At 65.6% G+C, this 18880-nt stretch carries 17 protein-coding genes and 2 pseudogenes; 7 read left to right on the top strand and 12 right to left on the bottom strand.

The window, feature by feature from the left end; all coding sequences use genetic code 11:
• The first annotated feature begins 301 nt into the window (after nucleotides 1–301).
• The 5 genes from ACUXVA_RS10575 to ACUXVA_RS10555 all read left to right on the top strand — a co-directional run bounded on the left by ACUXVA_RS10575 (nucleotide 302) and on the right by ACUXVA_RS10555 (nucleotide 4599).
• On the top strand, nucleotides 302–682 hold the full coding sequence (locus tag ACUXVA_RS10575) for a COG4315 family predicted lipoprotein (protein ID WP_265080347.1): 381 nt from the start codon (nucleotides 302–304) through the stop codon (nucleotides 680–682).
• 230 nt (nucleotides 683–912) lie between these two features.
• The gene (locus ACUXVA_RS10570; protein WP_265080348.1) at nucleotides 913–1473 is read left to right on the top strand and encodes a LemA family protein; all 561 of its coding nucleotides are present in this window, start codon (nucleotides 913–915) and stop codon (nucleotides 1471–1473) included.
• 185 nt (nucleotides 1474–1658) lie between these two features.
• Complete coding sequence (locus tag ACUXVA_RS10565; protein ID WP_445492037.1) at nucleotides 1659–2786, top strand: M48 family metallopeptidase; 1128 nt, start codon at nucleotides 1659–1661, stop codon at nucleotides 2784–2786.
• A 285-nt stretch (nucleotides 2787–3071) separates the two neighbouring features.
• Nucleotides 3072–3827 (top strand): hypothetical protein, encoded by a 756-nt coding sequence (locus tag ACUXVA_RS10560; protein WP_265080349.1) that lies wholly within the window; start codon nucleotides 3072–3074, stop codon nucleotides 3825–3827.
• Between the two features lie 103 nt (nucleotides 3828–3930).
• Nucleotides 3931–4599, top strand: a complete 669-nt coding sequence (locus ACUXVA_RS10555) for a hypothetical protein (protein WP_445492035.1) — start codon at nucleotides 3931–3933, stop codon at nucleotides 4597–4599.
• 147 nt (nucleotides 4600–4746) lie between these two features.
• Here the strand turns inward: ACUXVA_RS10555 and ACUXVA_RS10550 are convergent.
• The 12 genes and pseudogenes from ACUXVA_RS10550 to petA all read right to left on the bottom strand — a co-directional run bounded on the left by ACUXVA_RS10550 (nucleotide 4747) and on the right by petA (nucleotide 16110).
• A pseudogene (locus ACUXVA_RS10550) lies at nucleotides 4747–5293 on the bottom strand (adenine phosphoribosyltransferase).
• Between the two features lie 24 nt (nucleotides 5294–5317).
• Nucleotides 5318–7479 (bottom strand): annotated as a pseudogene (locus ACUXVA_RS10545) (anthranilate synthase component I).
• Nucleotides 7480–7678: 199 nt separating this feature from the next.
• Nucleotides 7679–8209: a GNAT family N-acetyltransferase gene (locus tag ACUXVA_RS10540; protein WP_445492033.1), complete on the bottom strand. Its 531-nt coding sequence runs from the start codon at nucleotides 8207–8209 to the stop codon at nucleotides 7679–7681.
• A 12-nt stretch (nucleotides 8210–8221) separates the two neighbouring features.
• A complete protein-coding gene (locus ACUXVA_RS10535) occupies nucleotides 8222–8623 on the bottom strand; it encodes a PIN domain-containing protein (protein ID WP_445492031.1) in 402 nt (133 codons plus the stop codon).
• A complete protein-coding gene (locus tag ACUXVA_RS10530) occupies nucleotides 8613–8843 on the bottom strand; it encodes an AbrB/MazE/SpoVT family DNA-binding domain-containing protein (protein ID WP_445492029.1) in 231 nt (76 codons plus the stop codon). Before ACUXVA_RS10530 ends, ACUXVA_RS10535 begins: the two co-directional genes overlap by 11 nt.
• Nucleotides 8844–8896: 53 nt before the next feature.
• Nucleotides 8897–9319 carry a GNAT family N-acetyltransferase gene (locus tag ACUXVA_RS10525; protein WP_320109670.1) on the bottom strand — a complete coding sequence of 141 codons (423 nt, stop codon included), beginning with the start codon at nucleotides 9317–9319 and terminating at the stop codon, nucleotides 8897–8899.
• A gap of 62 nt (nucleotides 9320–9381) precedes the next feature.
• A complete protein-coding gene (locus tag ACUXVA_RS10520) occupies nucleotides 9382–10056 on the bottom strand; it encodes a dienelactone hydrolase family protein (RefSeq protein WP_265080354.1) in 675 nt (224 codons plus the stop codon).
• A 51-nt stretch (nucleotides 10057–10107) separates the two neighbouring features.
• Complete coding sequence (locus tag ACUXVA_RS10515) at nucleotides 10108–11385, bottom strand: flavin-containing monooxygenase (RefSeq protein WP_445492026.1); 1278 nt, start codon at nucleotides 11383–11385, stop codon at nucleotides 10108–10110.
• Nucleotides 11382–12353 carry an SDR family oxidoreductase gene (locus tag ACUXVA_RS10510; protein WP_445492024.1) on the bottom strand — a complete coding sequence of 324 codons (972 nt, stop codon included), beginning with the start codon at nucleotides 12351–12353 and terminating at the stop codon, nucleotides 11382–11384. Before ACUXVA_RS10510 ends, ACUXVA_RS10515 begins: the two co-directional genes overlap by 4 nt.
• Nucleotides 12350–13288, bottom strand: a complete 939-nt coding sequence (locus ACUXVA_RS10505) for a bile acid:sodium symporter family protein (protein ID WP_445492022.1) — start codon at nucleotides 13286–13288, stop codon at nucleotides 12350–12352. Before ACUXVA_RS10505 ends, ACUXVA_RS10510 begins: the two co-directional genes overlap by 4 nt.
• 169 nt (nucleotides 13289–13457) lie before the next feature.
• The gene (locus ACUXVA_RS10500; protein ID WP_265080358.1) at nucleotides 13458–15524 is read right to left on the bottom strand and encodes a cytochrome c1; all 2067 of its coding nucleotides are present in this window, start codon (nucleotides 15522–15524) and stop codon (nucleotides 13458–13460) included.
• 58 nt (nucleotides 15525–15582) lie between these two features.
• Entirely contained in the window at nucleotides 15583–16110 is a 528-nt protein-coding gene (gene petA / locus ACUXVA_RS10495) for a ubiquinol-cytochrome c reductase iron-sulfur subunit (RefSeq protein ID WP_445492020.1), read from the bottom strand.
• A 704-nt stretch (nucleotides 16111–16814) separates the two neighbouring features.
• Between petA and fsrB the strand changes: the two genes are divergently transcribed.
• Together fsrB and ACUXVA_RS10485 are read left to right on the top strand one after the other, a co-directional pair.
• On the top strand, nucleotides 16815–18110 hold the full coding sequence (gene fsrB, locus ACUXVA_RS10490; protein WP_445492018.1) for a siderophore utilization protein FsrB: 1296 nt from the start codon (nucleotides 16815–16817) through the stop codon (nucleotides 18108–18110).
• Between the two features lie 82 nt (nucleotides 18111–18192).
• Nucleotides 18193–18651 (top strand): tRNA (cytidine(34)-2'-O)-methyltransferase, encoded by a 459-nt coding sequence (locus tag ACUXVA_RS10485; RefSeq protein WP_265080361.1) that lies wholly within the window; start codon nucleotides 18193–18195, stop codon nucleotides 18649–18651.
• Nucleotides 18652–18880 lie beyond the last annotated feature (229 nt).

Below are 18880 nucleotides of genomic sequence, written 5' to 3'. Positions count from 1 at the left end.
ATCAAAATTCGCGCGGTTTGGGAATCCCAAACGATTCAATCCAATAGAATCAGACTCTAGCGCGCCGCTGTCTTCCCGCACTCCGTTGTCGTCCCCGCGCATGCGGGGACCCAGTATCCGGCACCGCCACGGCTCATTCACAAATGCCGGCGTCTACTGGGTCGCCCGGCCCGGCGCGCAAGTGCGCGCCAGGCCGGGCGATGACAGTTGAGTGTTGGGCAAGGTGGAATAATCCCGCCGCCCCGGCGTTTGTTCTGTGACGCAACCGCGTCCCCATCAAATCCATCAGGAGTACGTTGCCATGTCCAGGACATTTGCCGCGATCGCGGCTTTGACTCTCATGCTCAGCGCGTCCGCCGCCTCGGCGCAGATGCTGAAGACCGCCGACACTGCCAAGGGCAAGACCTTCGTCGACGCCAAGGGCATGACGCTCTACACTTTCGACAAGGATGCCGGCGGCAAGTCCATGTGCAACGGCCCTTGCGCGGAAAACTGGCCGGCGCTGCTGGCCGCCGACGATGCCAAGCCGACCGCCGACATGACCGTCGTGGTGCGCGACGACGGCAAGAAGATGTGGGCCTACAAGGGCAAGCCGCTCTACACCTTCAAGAGGGACATGGCCCCCGGCGATATCAACGGCGACGGGTTTCTCAACGGCGCCTGGCATATGGCCAAGCCGTAGGTTCGATTGTTTCTTCACCTCTCCCGCTTGCGGGAGAGGTCGGAGCCGGACGCAAGCTCGGTTCCAGGTGAGGGCAAGCGACAGAGCTCAGCGATCGCCCTCGCCTGGGCGCGCTTTTGAACTAATCGATCTCCCGCACCGACCAATGCTCGCCGCATCGTCCGCGGCCCCTGCCCTGTGCCGCAATTTTCGGCTAGGCTGCGGCATTGATCTCTATCGGGAGTTGCCACATGTCGACCGGCTGGATTGTCCTTGGCGTCCTCGTTGTTCTCGTGTTCTTCGCCTTTGCTGCCTACAACCGGCTGGTGGCGCTGAGCCAGCGCGTCAATCAGTCGTTTGCCGACATCGACGTGCAGCTCAAGCAGCGCCACGACCTGATCCCCAACCTGATCGAGACCGTGAAGGGCTATGCAGCGCATGAGCGCGGCACCCTCGACGACGTCATCAAGGCGCGCAACGCCGCCATGTCGGCGCAGGGCCCGGCGCAGATCGGCGCCGCCGAGAACCAGCTGTCCGGCGCGCTGGGCAAACTGATCGCGCTGTCGGAGGCCTATCCCGACCTCAAGGCCAATGCCAACTTCCAGCAGTTGCAGTCCGAGCTGTCCGATATCGAGAACAAGATCGCCGCCAGCCGCCGCTTCTTCAACAATGCGGTCCAGGAATACAACACCGGCATCCAGCAGATGCCCGCCGCTTTGTTCGCCGGCACCTTCGGCTTCACGCCGAAGCAATTCTTCGATCTCGGCGAAAGCCGCGCGCAGGTCGAAACCGTGCCGCAGGTGAAGTTCTAATTCAGCACTGCGCTCGCGGAAGCCCTCCCCCTTGCGGGGAGGGTCGGCCGAGCGAAGCGGAGGCCGGGGTGGGGGTGCCGCGGGCTCCAGAGTTTGTGGCCCCCCACCCGACCGGCCCAAGAGGGCCGGCCACCCTCCCCGCAAGGGGGAGGGGAGCGACAGCGTTTCATCCAAGTGGAAATCTCATGGCCGCCTACGGTCTCTACACCCACATCGCCGCGAACAAGACCCGTTCGATGCTGCTGCTCGGCGGTCTGTTCCTGCTGATCTATGTGATGGTGTTCGCCGGCGCGCTGATCGCCGAGGTAGCGATCAACAGCGATGGCTCGGTGTCGTATTATCTCAATGCCGCGACCCGCGATCTGATCAGGGCACTGCCCTACGCCACCATCGGCGCGGCGCTGTGGGTCGTGATTGCCTATTTCTTCCACCAGAACATGATCGACGCCATCACCGGCGGGACGGAGGTGACGCGGCAGGAGCAGCCGCGGCTGTACAATCTGCTGGAGAACCTGTGCATCTCGCGCGGCATTCCGATGCCGAAACTGAAGATCATGGATACCGAAGCGCGTAACGCCTTCGCCACCGGGCTCAATCCCCGGCAATATTCCATCACGGTGACCACCGGCCTGCTGGCCGCGCTGGACGACCATGAGATCGAGGCGGTGCTCGGCCACGAACTGACCCATATCCGCAACGGCGACGTGCAGATGATGGTGGTGGCGGTGATCATTGCCGGCGTGGTTGGCTTCACCGCCGAACTGTTCTTCCGGCTGTTCTTCAATTCCGGCATGAATTTCGGCGGCTTCCGTTCGTCGCGCTCGTCGTCATCGTCGTCCGACAACAACAGCAAGGGCTCTGGCGGCGGTGCCGTCTTCGTCATCATTCTCGCGGTGGTATTGATCGCGTTGGCCTGGGCGCTGTCGCTGGTGGTGCGGCTGGCGCTGTCGCGCTCGCGCGAGTTTCTGGCCGATGCCGGTTCGGTGGAACTGACCAAGAACCCCGACGCCATGATCCGCGCCTTGCGAAAAATCGAGAACCGCGGCGAGTTGCCGGGCGCCACCTCGGCGGTGATGGAAATGTGTCTCGACAATCCCCGCGAAGGGTTTGCCGATCTGTTCGCCACCCATCCCTCGGTGGATTCCCGGATCGCCGCTCTGATGAAATTCGCCGGGGGGCACGACCCCGGCCGGCTGGCCCTGCCATCGGATACCGAAGCGCCCGCCCCGCAATCCGGCCCGTGGAGCGACGCCGGGGAGCCGGCAGGAACGCCGCCGGCCACCGCGGAGGGACCGTGGGGCAGGCATGGGTGAGGCCGACCGACGTCCCCCGGCCTGCGCGCAATTGCGCGCCAGGACCGGGGGACCCAGTCAACTCCGGCCTGCGTGTACTGGGTCACCCGCTTTCGCGGGTGATGACAACCGAACCTGGGGTAACGGCCCCACCCCACAATTCCGGGGACCTGCGCCGCCAGGCGATTGAAATCTCCCTTGTTTCTGCCATGTTCGCGCCCAAAGCAGGCATGGGCTAGTGTCGGCGCGGTCGAGTCGCGCGGGACCGTTGGCGCGCTCCCATCAATTCAGGTCGTAGGGGATTTCATGGCTAAACCAGCAGTGATTGTGGTCGGCGCGGACAAGGGCGGCGTCGGCAAGACCACGGTGTCGCGCACAGTGCTGGATTATTTCAGCGCCAACAACGTGCCGACCCGCGCCTTCGACACCGAGTCGCCGCGCGGCACCCTGAAGCGCTTCCATCCGGACATCACCCAGATCGTCGACATGACGACCACGTCCGACCAGATGAAGATCTTCGATACGCTCAACTCCTCCGCGCCCTCTGTGACCGTGATCGACGTCCGCGCCGGCCTGCTCTCCACGGCGCTCGCCAATCTGCGCGACATCGGTTTCCTCGACGCCGCCAAATCCGGCCAGATCACCTTCGCCGTGTTCCACATCCTCGGCCCGTCGATCGCCTCCCTGGACGAGATCGCCGAGACCGCCGGCTTCATGAACGGCGCCAAATACTTCCTGGTGAAGAACTTCATCAACAACACCAGCTTCTTCGAATGGGACCAGGCGACCTACAATTCCTACTTCCACCGCATCAAGGACGCCGTCGAGATCACCATCCCGAAGCTCAACGAGATGGCCTATGAGCAGGTCGAAGTGTCTTCGGTGCCGTTCCTGAAATTCGTCGCCAACAAGGGCGTCAACGACGAGGCCGCCAACTACTCCTTCGTGCTGCGCGGCTATGTCCGGCACTGGCTGGCCAATGTCTGGAGCGAATTCGACCGCATCAAGCTGACCGACCTCGTCAACGACAAGCCGGGTGCCACCCGCCCCGGCGAGAAGTAGGCTTCTTCACCTCTCCCCGCCCTTCGGGGAGAGGTGAAACCACCGCGGCGCCCCGGCGGATTTTCTCCATCTACAAACCCGATCCGTCCCCTATATTGCCGCCATGCGCCGTACGCCCGTCTACATCATCTGCTCCCCGCGCCCGATCGTCGGCAAGACGCTGCTGGCGCGACTGCTGAGCGAATTTCTGCTGCTGCAGCGGGGCGGCGTGACGGCGTTCGACATCAACCTGAAAGAACCGTCGCTGCTCGACTACCTGCCGAAGCTGACCGAGACCGCCGAGATCGACGACACCTTCGGCAAGATGGCGCTGATGGACCGCCTGATCGTCAATGACGACATCGCCAAGGTGATCGACCTCGGCTACCACGCCTTCGATGAATTCTTCCGCATGACCGCCGAGATCGGCTTCATGAAGGAGGCGGCGCGGCGCGGCATCAGCCCGATCATCCTGTTCATCGCCGACACCGACCGCACCTCGGCACGCGCTTATGCGATGCTACAGGAGCAGATCCCGCCCGCCGCTTTGATCACCATCGACAATGAACACGTGCTGCGCGGCGAATTGCCCGCCGCCTATGCCAGGGGCCGGGTGCTGCGCATCGCCGCGCTGCCGGTGTTCCTGAAGACCTATATCGACCGGCTGACATTCTCATTCACCGGCTACCTGCGTTCGGAACAGGATTCCTCCACCGAACTGCACCAGTGGATCCGCGCCAACTATTTCAGCTTTCGCGAGATCGAGTTGCGGCTGCTGCTGCAGAGTTCGTAGCACCATTCACGGCTGTCATCGCCCGCGAAAGCGGGCGACCCAGTATTCCGCGTGGTTCGAGACGATCACCGGCGGTGCCGCTTACTGGGGCACCCGGTCCTGGCGCGCAATTGCGCGCAGGCCGGGTGACGACAGCCGAGCGTGGTCTCAATGCCCGTCGAACGCCATCAGCGTGCGCACCGGCACGCCCATGGCGCGCAGTTTTGCGGCGCCGCCGATGTCCGGCAGGTCGATGATGAAACAGGCCGCGATCACTTCGGCGCCGATCTGGCGGATCAGCTTGACCGCGCCTTCGGCAGTGCCGCCGGTGGCGATCAGGTCGTCCACCAGAATGACGCGCTCGCCGGGCTTGATGGCGTCGACATGGATTTCCATTTCGTCGAGGCCGTATTCCAGCGAATAGGCGATCCGCGCAGTGGTGTGCGGCAGCTTGCCCTTCTTGCGGATCGGCACGAAGCCCGCCGAGAGCTGGTGCGCGATGGCGCCGCCGATGATGAAGCCGCGCGCCTCGATGCCGGCCACCTTGTCGATCTTCAGCCCGGCCCAGGGCTGCACCAGCTCATCCACCGCGCGGCGGAACGAGGCGGGCATCGCCCAGCAGCGTGGTGATATCGCGAAACAGGATGCCCGGCTTGGGATAGTCCGCGATGGTGCGGACCGAGGCTTTGAGATCGTGTTCGAGTTCAGGTGTCATCGACGTCTTTCAGTGGATTGCAGGTTAGTTGAGGTTGCGGCCGAGCCGGAACGCGTTCTCGACGATGCGCAGGCCGACGTCGCCGCCCAGCGACATCAGCGATTCCGGGTGAAACTGCACGCCGCCGACCGGCAGCGTCTTGTGTTCGAGCGCCATGGCGACGCCGTCGTCGGTGGTGGCGGTGACGGTGAGCACCGCGGGCATGCTGTCCTGCTCGACGAACAGCGAATGATAGCGGCCGATGACGATTTCGTTGGGCAGGCCCTGCATGAGCTTGCCGCCGCGGGTCTGAACGCGCGACGGCCGGCCATGCGCGGGCTGCGCAAGCTGGCCCAGCACGCCGCCGAAATACTCGCCGATCGCCTGCACGCCGAGGCAGACGCCGAACACCGGCAGATCCTTCTCGAGCGCGGTATCGATGGTGGCCTTGATGCCGAAATCCTCGGGCCGGCCCGGCCCCGGCGACAGCACCAGCAGGTCGAACTTTTCACGGTTCAGCACGCTCTGTGCATGGATGTAGCGCACCACCGTTACGCTGGCGCCGACCTGGCGGAAGTAGTCCGCGAGCATATGGACAAAGCTGTCGTCGTGGTCGATCAGCAGCACCTTCTTGCCGGAGCCGGAGGCATCCGGCGCGAACGACGACAGCGGTTTTGGCGCGTCGCCACGCAGGGCCTGAAACAGGGCCGCGGCCTTGGTCTGGCATTCTTTCTCTTCGGCAACTGGATCGCTGTCGAACAGCAGCGTCGCGCCGACGCGGACTTCGGCGAGGCCGTCCTTCATGCGGATGGTGCGGATGGTGATGCCGGTGTTGAGGCCGCCGTCGAAAGTGACAACGCCGATCGCGCCGGCGTACCAGCGGCGGCTCGAGCGCTCATTGTCCTCGACGAACTGCATCGCCCACTTCTTCGGCGCGCCGGTGACGGTGACGGCCCAGGCATGAGTCAGGAACGCATCCAGCGCATCGAAGCCCGGCCGCAGCATGCCCTCGACATGGTCGACGGTGTGAAACAGCTTTGAGTAGGTCTCGATCTGGCGGCGCGCCAGCACCTTGATCGAGCCGGGCACGCAGACCCGCGCCTTGTCGTTGCGGTCGACGTCGGTGCACATGTTGAGTTCGAATTCGTCCTTTTCCGAATTCAGCAATTGCCGGATCTGCTCGGCGTCGCCGATGGCATCGACGCCACGGGCAATGGTGCCGGAGATCGGGCAGGTCTCGATGCGCCGGCCGTCGGAGCGCACGAACATCTCGGGCGATGCCGCGACCAGGAACTCGCCGTCGCCGAGATTCATCAGCGCGCCATAGGGCGACGGGTTGATGACGCAGAGCCGCTGGAACACCTCCGCCGGCGAGCGTTCGCAGGGTTCGGCGAACAATTGACCGGGCACCGCCTCGAACAGGTCGCCGCGGGCAAAGGCGGCGCGCGCGGTTTCCACGGTGCGCTGATAGTCGCCGGGGGCGTGGTCGGAAAAGCCCTGGCGCGGCTGCTTGTTGTAGCCCTGCTCCGGCGTGTCGCGCGGCAGGTCGCGGGTCGAACGGTCCTTCCAGGTGAAGTCGTAGGACAGCGTCACGCCGCGCCCGGTGGCGCGGTCATAGGCCAGCAACCGGTCTGGCAGATACAGCACGATGTCGCGCTGGTCGGCCTCGCGCGCGCGCTTCTGTCGCAAGTCTTCCATCTGGAACACCAGATCATACGCGAAGGCGCCATACAGGCCGAGCATCGGATCGGCCGACGAGAACAGCTGCGCCACCATCTCGCGCACCAGCGACATCACAGAGGCCCGACGGGTGCGCTGGTCCTCGTCGACCGGGGCCTCGCCGCGGACGATGTGGCCCTTGAGGCGGACCGCGGTACGTTCGCTGATCACCAGGCAGGGATCGCGCAGGCTGTCGCCCAGGAAGGCGATCAGCACCTGGCCGCGCTTGTTCAGCGCGGTGACGGTGAAATCGGCGCCGGTGGTCTCCAGCAGCAGCGGCGGATCGGAAAAGCCGAGATCGAAACTCTCGTAGCGGCCGGGCACGGTGGTGCCCGAGGACAGCACCACGCCGCGGCGGCGGTCCAATAGCTCGATCAGGTCGTCGAGCGCCGTGCCGCCGGTAAAGGTGGCGACGTGGCGGGCGACCTTGAGGCCCCCGGCGGTCTGGTACTGGCTGTCGGCGGGAAGGGAAAAACCGTCCTGTTCATGGTGTCCTCTTAGGAGACTTGAGCGAGGAGCGCCACACAGGACAAACGAACAAAGGGCCGTCGCACTGCGATGGCGGCCCCCGACGATTGAAAAAGATAAAATCGCACCGGCCACCTCTTCAGGAGGTGCGCCACCAGAGACGGCTGTTGCGGACGACGGTGTTCATGGCGGCAAAACACCATGGCGGGAGGGCCGGTGTCAAGGCGACCGAAGCGGGTTTTGTGGGCCACCCGGCACTTCCTCAGCCCCCTCCTTCACGAAGATGGTGAGCTGGAGATCCCCGACATCGTCCTCGAGCGGGGTCCAGCCCAGCCTTTCGTAGAAAACACGGTGCGGCTTCGCGGCGCAGAGGTAGATGCGCGGGAAGCCGGCGGCAAAGCCCGCGGCGGCGGCCCGCGCGATCAAGGCCGGGGCAATGCCCTGGCCGCGAAACTCCGGTTCGGTCCAGACCGCGGCCACCCACGGCGTATAGGCCGGCCGTTCGTCCAGATCCGATGTGATCAGCGACGCAGTGCCGGCGAACTGGCCGGCGCGGTGGGCCACGAGCGCCAGCGGCAGCCCCCGTCCTGTCATGTTCTCACGCAGCCGCCCGACGATATAGGCCAGCGGGACACCGTGTCGCTTCCACCACGCCTGCCAGATCCGGTCGGCAACGGTATCGAAGAATTCGGGGCAGTCGCGCAGGTCGGAGATGGTGAAGTCAGGCGGCAACGCCTCGTCGATTCTCATGGAGAGCGTGCCTTATGCCCTGAACGGATTGGCGATCCGCAATCTGCCTTCGACCAGCATGCCGTTCTGCATATCCTCGGACCATAGCGTATCGCAGTCGGCAGCCAGCGCCGCCGCGACGATGAAGCTGTCGTAGACGGCAAACACGTAGCGCTCAGCGAGGCGGATGCCCGATTCATGGATCTCTGGTGTCAGCGGAACGATCGCCAATAGATCCCGCATCTCAGTAAGCAGCGCCCTGGTTTCAGACCAGGACATGCCAAACTTTCGGCGCGACACGCTTGTCATTTCGTTCAGAATCTGGACGCTGATGATGCCACCGCTGTCAACGAGCTGGCGCACGCGAAGAACTCGGTCTGGTTCGTCTGACGCCAGATACAACAGAACGTTCGAATCGAAGAAGCTAACGCTCATTCGCCTCGTCGCGATTGAACTTGAAATCAGCCGGCATCATCCCGCGAAAACGCTCCAACCGGTCCAGCGCGGCCTTACGCTCAGCCGGGTCGGTCAGGCGCGCTGGTGTAACGTCCAGCGGCTTGACCTGAACGATGTCGCCCTCCTTCAGGCCCAACGTCTTAACGTCGTCGTCGGATAGGCGGACGATCAGGCTGTCAGCCAGTTTAGAGACGATCATGGTCGACTCCTCTTATGCCCTTGCTGCAAGCATAGCAGGAAACGGCCAGCGCGTCAGTCGCGGACCAGCCGCTTCAGCATCGGATAGGCCCCAGCGGTGCCGAACTTGCCATCGGGGATCCCTACCTGCTCGTAACCGCAGGCGAGATAGAACCGGCGCGCCGTTTCGGTGCTCACGAGGTTGCAGGAGTCGTGGCCGAACCCGCGTGCCGTAGCCTCGAGCTGCGCCAGCATGGCCTTGCTGACACCCTTGAATAGCGCATCCGGCGAGACGTAGTTGCAGGTAATCTCGCCGTCGTTCTTGACCACGCCGACGGCGAGCACCGTTTCGTCGTCCACGGCGACGAAAACCGTGTTGGCCTCATAAGCGAGCCATTCCGCCCAATGTTGCGGCGTCTTGTTGGCGAGCCAGCGCCGCAGGATCTCCGGATCATCCTGATGATCGGCGCTGCAAAGCTCGGCGATGGAGCGGCGCATCGCATGCCGAGGCGGCGTCCTCAAGAAGGGCACGGCGGATCAGCATGCGATGCGCGGCTCCCTTACCCCAGGTGCTTCTTGAAGAACGCCGTCGCCCGGCCCCAGGCCAGTTCGGCGGCTTCGCGGTCATGCACGCTGGCGCGCTGTTCGTTGACGAAGGCGTGGTCGGCCTCGTAGCGGAAGAACTCGGCGGTCTTGCCGGCGGCCTTCAGGCCGGCCTCAAAGCCGTCGACCACCGCCGGGGTGCACCAGTCGTCGCGGCTGGCGAAATGGCCCTGCAGCGGCACCTTGATGTCGGAAGGTTTCGCGGCCTGCTCCGGCGGGATGCCGTAGAACGCCACGGCGGCGCCCAGCTCGGGAATCTTCGCAGCACCGATGATGGTCACCGCGCCGCCGAGGCAGAAGCCGGTGAGGCCGACCTTGGCGCCGTTACGCGCCAGATACTGCGCCGCGCCGCGCACGGTCTGGGCGGTGGCGTCAATGAAATCCAGCGAGCCCATTTCCTTGTTGGCGGCGTCCGTGTCGTGATAGGGCACCACCACGCCGTTGTAGAGATCCGGTGCCAGCGCGTCGAAGCCGGCCAGCGCGAAGCGGTCGGCGAGGCCCTTGATCTGTTCCGACAGGCCCCACCATTCCTGGATCACCACCACGCCCGGCGCATTGCCGGTGGCGGCATTGGCGAGATAGCCATGGGCTTCCTTGCCATCCGGCCGCTTGAAACTGATCGATGTGCCCATGACGTCCTCCGCTGAGATGTTTGGTAGGCAAACTTATAGGCGCTCTCCGTGTCAACTCAACCGGGCGAGCAGGCGCTGCAGGTCGCGCTTGTAAGCGAGAAAATCCACGAACAGGCCGTGCGCGCCGCCATCCCGAGCTGCCGGTTTCTGGAACCAACTGGTGATGTCCTGACGCAACGCCGCGGCAGCCTCGGGCCGCGCCGCCCGGGCGCCAAGATAGGCGGCGATCACCCGCGCCTGCAGCGCGCGCCCTTCCCAGCCAACGCCGGCGCCTTCCAGCAGGCCGGCGACGAACAGGCCGTTATCCTCACGCGGAAAGATGTTCATGAACAGCTTTGGCGCGCCCGCCGCATCCTGCCAGTCGAGCGGACGGAGATCGTCAAGGAACGGAAAGGTGATGCGATAGCCGGTCGCCAGCAGCACCAGGTCGACCTCGTCGGAGCGGCCGTCGGCGAACACCACCGATTGCCCGTCGAAGGCGCGGATCGGCGGCCGCAGCTTGACGTCGCCCTGGCCGAGATGCTGCAGCACCAGCGAATTGACGATCGGCGTGCGGTCGTACAGCCGGTGCGCCGGCTTCGGCAGGCCGAAGCGTTCCGGCGGGCCGACGACGAAGCGCAGGATTGGTTCGTGCAGTCGCGCGCGCAGCCATTTCGGAATGATGAAGCGGCGCGGTCTGTGGTTGCCCTCGTCGGCCGGCTTGCCGGCGAGAAATTTCGGCACGAAATGATTGCCGCCGCGCACGCTCCAAAACACCTGCTTCGCGCGGTGCACGGCATCCACCACGATATCGCAGCCGGTGTTGCCCATGCCGACCACCAGCACGCGCTTGCCCTCGAAGATATCCGCGGTCTTGTAGTCCTTGGCGTGCATCACCGGCCCGTCGAAGGCGCCGGCAGTGGCCGGGATCAGGGGATCGCTGAGATGGCCATTGGCGATGATGACGCCGGCATAGTCGGCGCTGCTGCCGTCGCTGAAGGCGGCGCGCCAACCGGTGCCCTGCCGGGTCAGCGCGCGCAGACCGGTGTTGAAGCGGATATGCGGATAGAGATCGAAATGCCGGGCATAGGCCCGCAGATAATCCAGCACCTGGGCATGGTTGGGATAAGCCGGCCAGTCCTCCGGCATGGGAAAGTCGGCGAACGCCGTGGTGCGTTTCGACGAGATCAGGTGGGTCGAGGCATAGACCGCGCTGGACTCGGCGCCATACAGCCACTGGCCGCCGACATCGGCGTTCTGCTCCACGGCCTGCGCCGCAAGGCCGGCCTCCTTCAGGCTGCGTAGTGCCGCGAGGCCCGCCGGTCCGGCGCCGATCACGAGGTAGCTCATGAGGATCGCTCCCTGCGGCCGTCGCGGTAGCGCTCGAACACGGCGCGGGCGTCGAAGCGCGGCGTGTAGCCGAACTCGGTCTTCAGCCTGCTGTTGTCGAGCACCGGCCGGTACTGGATGAACTTGACGTTGCCCGGACCGAGCTTGCTCAGCCGCAGGGTCTGCAGCAGCCACAGCACGCCCTTCAGCACGGCTGGCGGGATTGGAAGATACGGCTTGCCGTTGAGGCGGGCGATCTCGCGCAGGCTTAGCGTGCCATCGCTGGCCAGATTGTAGACGCCGCCGCGGCCGTCGCGCACCGCCTGCGCCAGCGCCGCCACCACGTCGCTGTCGGCGATCAGCGAGAACGGCGTCGCGGTGCCGCTGAGACCGATCACCGCCGGGCGTTCGAACATCGCGGTGATCTGGTTGTCAGTGGAAGGTCCCAGCACGGTGCACGGCCGGAACACTGTCTGGCGCAGTTGCGGATGCTCGGTGCGCCAGCGCGCCAGCATCTCCTCGACCTCGCGCTTGTTGCTGGCATAGGGGAAGTCCGCATTGCCACGCAGCGGATCGCTCTCGCGCAGCGGCACCGGATTGTCGGCGTGGTAGCCGTAGGCGGCGCCGCTCGAGGTGACGATCAGATGCTCGACGCCGGCGGCGAGGCAGGCTTCCAGCACGTTGCGGGTGCCGAGCACGTCGATCTCGTAGTCACGCCGCGGGTCGCCGCCGACCGCGACCACCGAGGCCAGATGCACCACCGTGCGCGGCCCCACCCGGGCGACGATCTCCTTCAACCGCTCCGCGCGGATGTCGGCGGTCTCATAAGCAATGCCGGCGACACGGTCGCCGCCTGCGACCTCGCGCAGGTCCAGCGCCGTGACCCCGGCGTCCGGCATCCCCGCCAGTTCGCGCAGCAATGCGCTGCCGATGAAGCCGGCGGCGCCGGTCACCAGCACGCCGCGCGGTGTCGCACTCAGGTCGTTCATGCTGCCCCCTGTTCACGTGCGGACGCGGGATCGCGCCGCTTCCACCACGCAGCCAGCGCCCAGCCTGATACCAGGTGCCAGACGCCCCAGCCTGCGGCGACCAGAGCGGCGCCGCCGAGCCCGTCGAACTGGTTGAGAATCAGCGCCAGGCCGAGCCCGGAATTGTGCATGCTGACCTCGATGGTCAGCGCGCGGGTGTCGGCCTCGTCCAGCCGCAGCACCCGCGCGGCGCCCCAGCCGAGCCCCACCGCCACGGCGTTGTGCAGCACCACGAACGGCAGCACAGACTGCGCGAACACCGTGATGTAGCGCCAGTTGCTGGCGGTGGCGGCGACGATGAAGCCGATCAGGAACACGAAAGCCAGGATCTGCAGCGGCCGCCGCAGCCGGTCCGCCAGGCGCGGCAGATAGCGCACCGTGAGCAGGCCGGCGACCATGGGCACGCCCAGCAGCAGCACGGTCGAACCGATAAAGGAGAGCGGCTCGACGCTGACCTGGCGCAGGAGGGCGGCGGTGTGGGGATTGAGCCCGGCCCAGAATAGGATGTTGAGCGGCGTGGTCACCACCGCGAGCAGGCTGGAGAGCCCGGTCATCGACACCGACAGCGCGGTGTTGCCGCGCGCCATGTGGGTGATCAGGTTGGAGATATTGCCGCCGGGACAGGCCGCCACCACCATCATGCCGAGCGCGATGGAGGGCCGCGGCTGCAGCGCCATGGTGATCGCCCAGGTCACCGCCGGCAGCACCAGCAGCCGCGCCACGAGGCCGGCCAGCGGCGCCGCCGGGCGCCGGAACACGGCAACGAAATCGGCCACCCGCAGGTCGAGCGCCACGCCGTACATGATCAGCGCCAGCACCAGGCCAAGCGCCGACTGCCCGGTCGGGCTGATGTTCAGAAGGATGTCGTCGATCCCCTGCCCCTGCGTCGCGGCCATGCGTCCCCCTGTGAGCGTGGAGGTACGTGCTGCCAACCAGACGCGCGATTCCCGCCTTTGGCGGAACTCTAATCAAGGGGTCCCGGAGAATCCATGGCCTGTGCGCACCCGGGGCACAAACAGAAGAAGGGCCCCACCGGGGCCCTTCTGGAAGGATATCCTTCGCAAATCAGTGGGCGTTGGCCCAGACTTTCTTCTTTGTGTAGTACATCAGGCCGGCGAAGATCACGAGGAAGAACATGACCTGGAAGCCGAGCCGCTTGCGCGCCTCGAGGTGCGGTTCGGCGGTCCACATCAGGAAGGTCGAAACGTCCTTGGCGTACTGCGCGACCTTCTGCGGCGAACCGTCGTCATAGGTCACCTGATCGTCGGAGAGCGGCTTCGGCATCTTGATGGCGTGGCCGGGGAAGTACGTGTTGTAGTAGGCGCCGTCCGGCAGCTTGAAGTCGGCCGGCGGCGGATCGACGTAACCCTGCAGCAGGGCGTCGATGTAGTTCGGGCCCTTCTCCTGGAACTGGGTGAAGAAGTCGAAGATGAACTGCGGGAAGCCGCGATCGTAGTTGCGCGCCTTGGCCATCAGCGACAGGTCGGGCGGATATGCGCCGCCATTGGCGGCACGGCCGGCGTTCTCGTTGGCGAACGGCGCCGGGAACTTGTCGGCAAGACGGCCGGGACGCTCGAACATGTCGCCGGCATCGTTGGGACCGTCCTGCACCTTGTATTCCGACGCGACGGCGAGCGCCTGTGCCGCGGTGAAGCCGGGGCCGCCCTCATCCGCGAGGTTGCGGAAGTGCAGCAGGTTCATCGAGTGGCAGGTCGAGCAGACTTCCTTGTAGACCTTGTAGCCGCGCTGCAGCGCGCCGCGGTCGAACTTGCCGAACGGACCGGCGAACGACCAGCTCTGCGACGGCGGCAGGTTGCCGCCATGCTCCTGGGCCCGGGCGTCCTGCATGCCGCCGGCGATCAGGCCGCCGGCCAGCACCAGCGCGACAATCGCGGAGGCGGCCTTCTTGCCGTAGCTGGCGAGCACGTCGTCGGCGATCGAGTTCGGCAGGGCGCGGGGCTTCTCGACCTTGCTGAGGATCGGCAGCACGATCAGGAAGTAGGCGAAGTAGCAGAACGTCAGCACGCGGCCGGCGATGATGTAGATGCCTTCCGCCGGCTTGCCGCCGAGCCAGCCGAGCACGATGCACACCACCACGAAGATCCAGAAGAACTGCTTGGCGATCGGGCGATAGCGCGACGAGCGCGTCTTGGCGTTGTCGAGCCAGGGCAGGAACGCCAGCACGATGATGGCGCCGAACATGGCGATCACGCCGCCGAGCTTGCTCGGGATCGAGCGCAGGATCGCGTAGAACGGCAGGTAGTACCATTCCGGCACGATGTGCGCAGGGGTCACGCCGGGATTGGCCGGGATGTAGTTGTCGGGGTCGCCGAGGTAGTTCGGCACGTAGAACACGAACCAGGCGAAGAAGATCATGAAGCACACCATGCCGAAACCATCCTTGATGGTCGCGTAGGGCGTGAACGGCACGGTGTCCTTCTCGGTCTTCGGCTCGACGCCGGCCGGGTTGTTCTGGCCGGCCACATGCAGCGCCCAGACGTGCAGCACGACGACGCCGGCGATCACGAAGGGCAGCAGGTAATGCAGCGAGAAGAAGCGGTTCAGGGTCGGGTTGCCGACCGAGTAGCCGCCCCACAGCAAGGTCACGATGCTGTCGCCGACGTAGGGAATGGCGGAGAACAGGTTGGTGATGACGGTGGCGCCCCAGAAGCTCATCTGGCCCCACGGCAGCACGTAGCCCATGAAGCCGGTCGCCATCATCAAGAGGTAGATGATCACGCCGAGGATCCAGAGGATTTCGCGCGGCTCCTTGTACGACCCGTAATAGAGGCCGCGGAACATGTGGATGTACACGGCGATGAAGAACATCGAAGCGCCGTTGGAATGCAGGTAGCGCAGCAGCCAGCCGTAGTTCACGTCACGGACGATGGCCTCGACCGAGTTGAAGGCCAGCGTGGATTCCGGCGTGTAGTGCATCGCCAGGATGACGCCGGTGATGATCTGCACCCCGAGCATGAACGACAGGATGCCGCCGAACGTCCACCAGTAGTTCAGGTTGCGCGGTGTCGGATACACCACGAAAGACGAGTGCATCAGCCCGAGGATCGGCAAACGCCGTTCGATCCACTGCAGGGCGGGATTGGTCGGCTGGTAGGTGGATGGTCCGCTCATGATGCGATCCTGAGGAGAGAAGCGACGCGAAGGGTGAAGTCTCGGAGAGGGCCGAGGCTCAGCCGATCTTGATCTTGGTGTCGGAAATGAAGGCGTAAGGCGGCACCGGCAGGTTCAGCGGCGCGGGGCCGGAACGGATGCGGCCGGACGAGTCGTACTGCGAGCCGTGGCACGGGCAGAAGAAGCCGTCGTAATTGCCTTCATGGGCGATAGGGATGCAGCCGAGATGGGTGCAGATGCCGATCACCACCAGCCACTGGTCGTGGCCTTCCTTGACGCGGGACTGGTCAGACTGCGGGTCTGGCAGGCTGGCGGTCGGAACCGCGCGGGCCTCTTCGACCTGCTTCTTGGTACGGTTCATGATGTAGATCGGCTTGCCGCGCCAGAACACCTTGATGTCCTGGCCCTCGGCGATCGGCGTCAGATCGACATCGATCGGGGCGCCGGCGGCGATGGTCGAGGCATCCGGGTTCATCTGGGAAATCAGCGGCCAGGCCACGGCAGCGGCGCCAACTGCGGCCACCGCGCCCGTTGCTACGAAGAGGAAATCACGGCGTGTCGGTTCCGCCGAAGACGATGTCGTCACGATTCCAAGCCCTTTCTCATCTGCAGCAGGCGATCCCCGCCCGGTGACGCGACATGCGTGCAACCCCCTGGGAGCGCCGGCGTCCGCGATTGCCGCGGCGGCAGAACGACCATTTGTCCCGGCCAGGCAGGCGGAACAGACAGTCCAGAATCGTTCTATTGGCACCCTTGCTGCGGCAGTGCAAGCCCACTATCTGCCTGCGCGCGTGCAATGCACTGAAACAGGGGCTGCCTGCCTTTCGTCCCGACATTTCAGGGCACGGATTCCGACAAATGCGGGCCCCTCCTGCGGTCCGGACGCGCCGCGATTTGAGCCGCCCGACCGGTCGCCGCGGGGCCGCCCCCGACATCCGCCGCCGATCCGTCGGCCGGCCGATGACGGGACAGATTGTCGCGGAAATCGCCGCATTCTGCAGTGTTTGCGCGATCGCCGGGATCGCACGGCGCGGTCTCAATCTATTCTAAACCCCAACGGCTGGTCATCGCGCCGTGTCTGCGCCTAGAGCTGAAGCAGCAAAATACCGGCAACGCCGGAGCAGCATTCAGAGGCCGCGTGACGACAGCCCGAACCATTCCCGAACCGACCGGCGCGATGGCCCTGCCCCCGGCGCAGGCCGCCGGGGACGACCGTGGCCTCGCGCGACGCGCGGCCCGGCGCGGGGAGCGGCCAGGCGGTCGTCGCACCAACCGACCGACGGTGGCATCATGAGATCGATCTTCGGAAAACTGCATCGCTGGGCCGGATTGCTGACGGCCGGCTTCCTGTTCTTTTCCGGAATCACCGGCGCCGTGATTTCGTGGGACCACGAACTCGACGATCTCCTGAACAAGAAGCTCTTCGACGTCACCACGCCGGGCCCGGCCCGCCCCTCGGTTGAACTCGCAGCCCTGATCGAGCAGCGCGACCCCCGCGCCCGCGTCCGCTACCTGCTGACCACGCCGGAAAAGGGCGAGTCGCTGGCGTTCTTCGTGCAGCCGCAGATCGACCCGGCCACCGGCAAGCGCTTCACCCTCGACTACAACCAGGTCTTCCTCGATCCCAACACCGGCGCCGAACTGGGCCGGCGTTACTGGGGCGCGGTGTGGCCGGTGACCCGGGAGAACTTCGTCTCGTTCCTCTACAAGCTGCACTACACCATGCACATCCCGGAGTTCTGGGGCAGCGACCGCTGGGGCGCGCGGCTGCTTGGCGTCATCGCCATCATCTGGACCATCGACTGCTTCGTCGGCTTCTACCTGACGCTGCCGGCACGCCGGCTCGTCAAGGCCGGGCGAGCGGCCTCCGTCGAACGCGAACTCGGCAAGGGTTTCTGGGCGCGCTGGGAGCCGGCGTGGAAGATCAAGACCTCCGGCAGCGCCTATCGCATCAACTTCGACATCCACCGGGCCTTCAGCCTGTGGACCTGGGCGCTGCTGTTCGTCATCGCCTTCACGGCGTTCTCGCTGAACCTGTATTTCGAGGTGTTTTCGCCGCTGATGAAGAAGGTCTCGGACTACACGCCGACGCCTTTCGAGCTGCGCGAGTACCGCGACCTCGACCATCCCATCGAGCCGAAAATGACCTTCGCCGACATTCTGGCGCGCGCCACCGCCGACGGCAAAGCCCGCGGCTGGGACGCCCCGGTCGGCTCGCTGTTTTACGGCGCGGCCCACGGCGTCTACGCTGCGGGGTTCTTTCGTCCCGGCGAGGACCACGGCGCCGCGGGCGTCGCGCCGGCGCAATTGTACTACGACAGCGAGGACGGCCGCCCGATCGGCGACCGGGTGCCCTGGGTCGGTACCGCCGCCGACATTTTCGTGCAGCCGCAGTTACCGCTGCATTCCGGCCGCATCGCCGGCCTGCCCGGCCGCATCCTGATCTCGCTGATGGGCCTCGTCGTCGCGGTACTGTCGGTGACCGGCGTGGTCATCTGGTGGCGCAAGCGCCGCGCCCGGGTCCGGGTTCGGGTGCGCGAAACCGGGGCAACTCGCCCGGGCGGACGGCTGGCGCCGGCGGAATAGCGCGCGGCTTGCGGCATCGGCGCGGGACCGCTATCGGCTGGCCCCGGGCGGCGGCATCGTGCCGCCGCGGAGCCGCCACCCTATGCGCATCGCGCTCTATCAGCCCGACATCCCGCAAAACACCGGCACCATCCTGCGGCTGTGCGCCTGCCTCGGCGTGGAAGCCCATATCATCGAGCCCGCCGGCTTCCCGATCTCCGACCGCCATTTCCGTCGCGCCGGCATGGACTATCTCGACCATGTGACCATCGTCCGCCATGACTCCTGGGGCCATTTCGAACAGTGGCGCGCCGCGAACGACCTGCGGCTGGTGCTGTTCACCACCAAGGGCGCCACGCCCTATCTCGAGCACCGCTACACCGCCCGGGACATCCTGATGTTCGGCCGGGAATCCGCCGGGGTCCCCGATGCGGTGGCAGCCGCCGCCGACGCCCGGGTGGTGATCCCGATCCGCGCCGGCCTGCGCTCGCTCAATATCGCCATGGCCGCGGCGATGGCGATGGGCGAGGCGTTGCGGCAGGCCGGGCCGTCGCCGCCCTGAGTTTGTCCCCGCAAGCCGGCCGCATTGTCCTGCGGAACCAAATCGCGGCGTCGCCACTTGCCGAAGGTTGGCTTGTCGATTGCAGCAAACTGGCAGGTGACGTTCGCGCAAATCCTGCGTATCCGTGCCGCAAGCGGTCCTTTTGCCGGAGATCCGTCCTGCCTGTCCCACCCCATACGATCGAAACAACCAGTTTCCTGGAAGGCGGCGGCGAAACAGGCGCCCTGAT

It is taken from the genome of Rhodopseudomonas sp. RCAM05734 (assembly GCF_052658035.1).
This window is presented reverse-complemented; position numbering and strand designations above follow the sequence as displayed.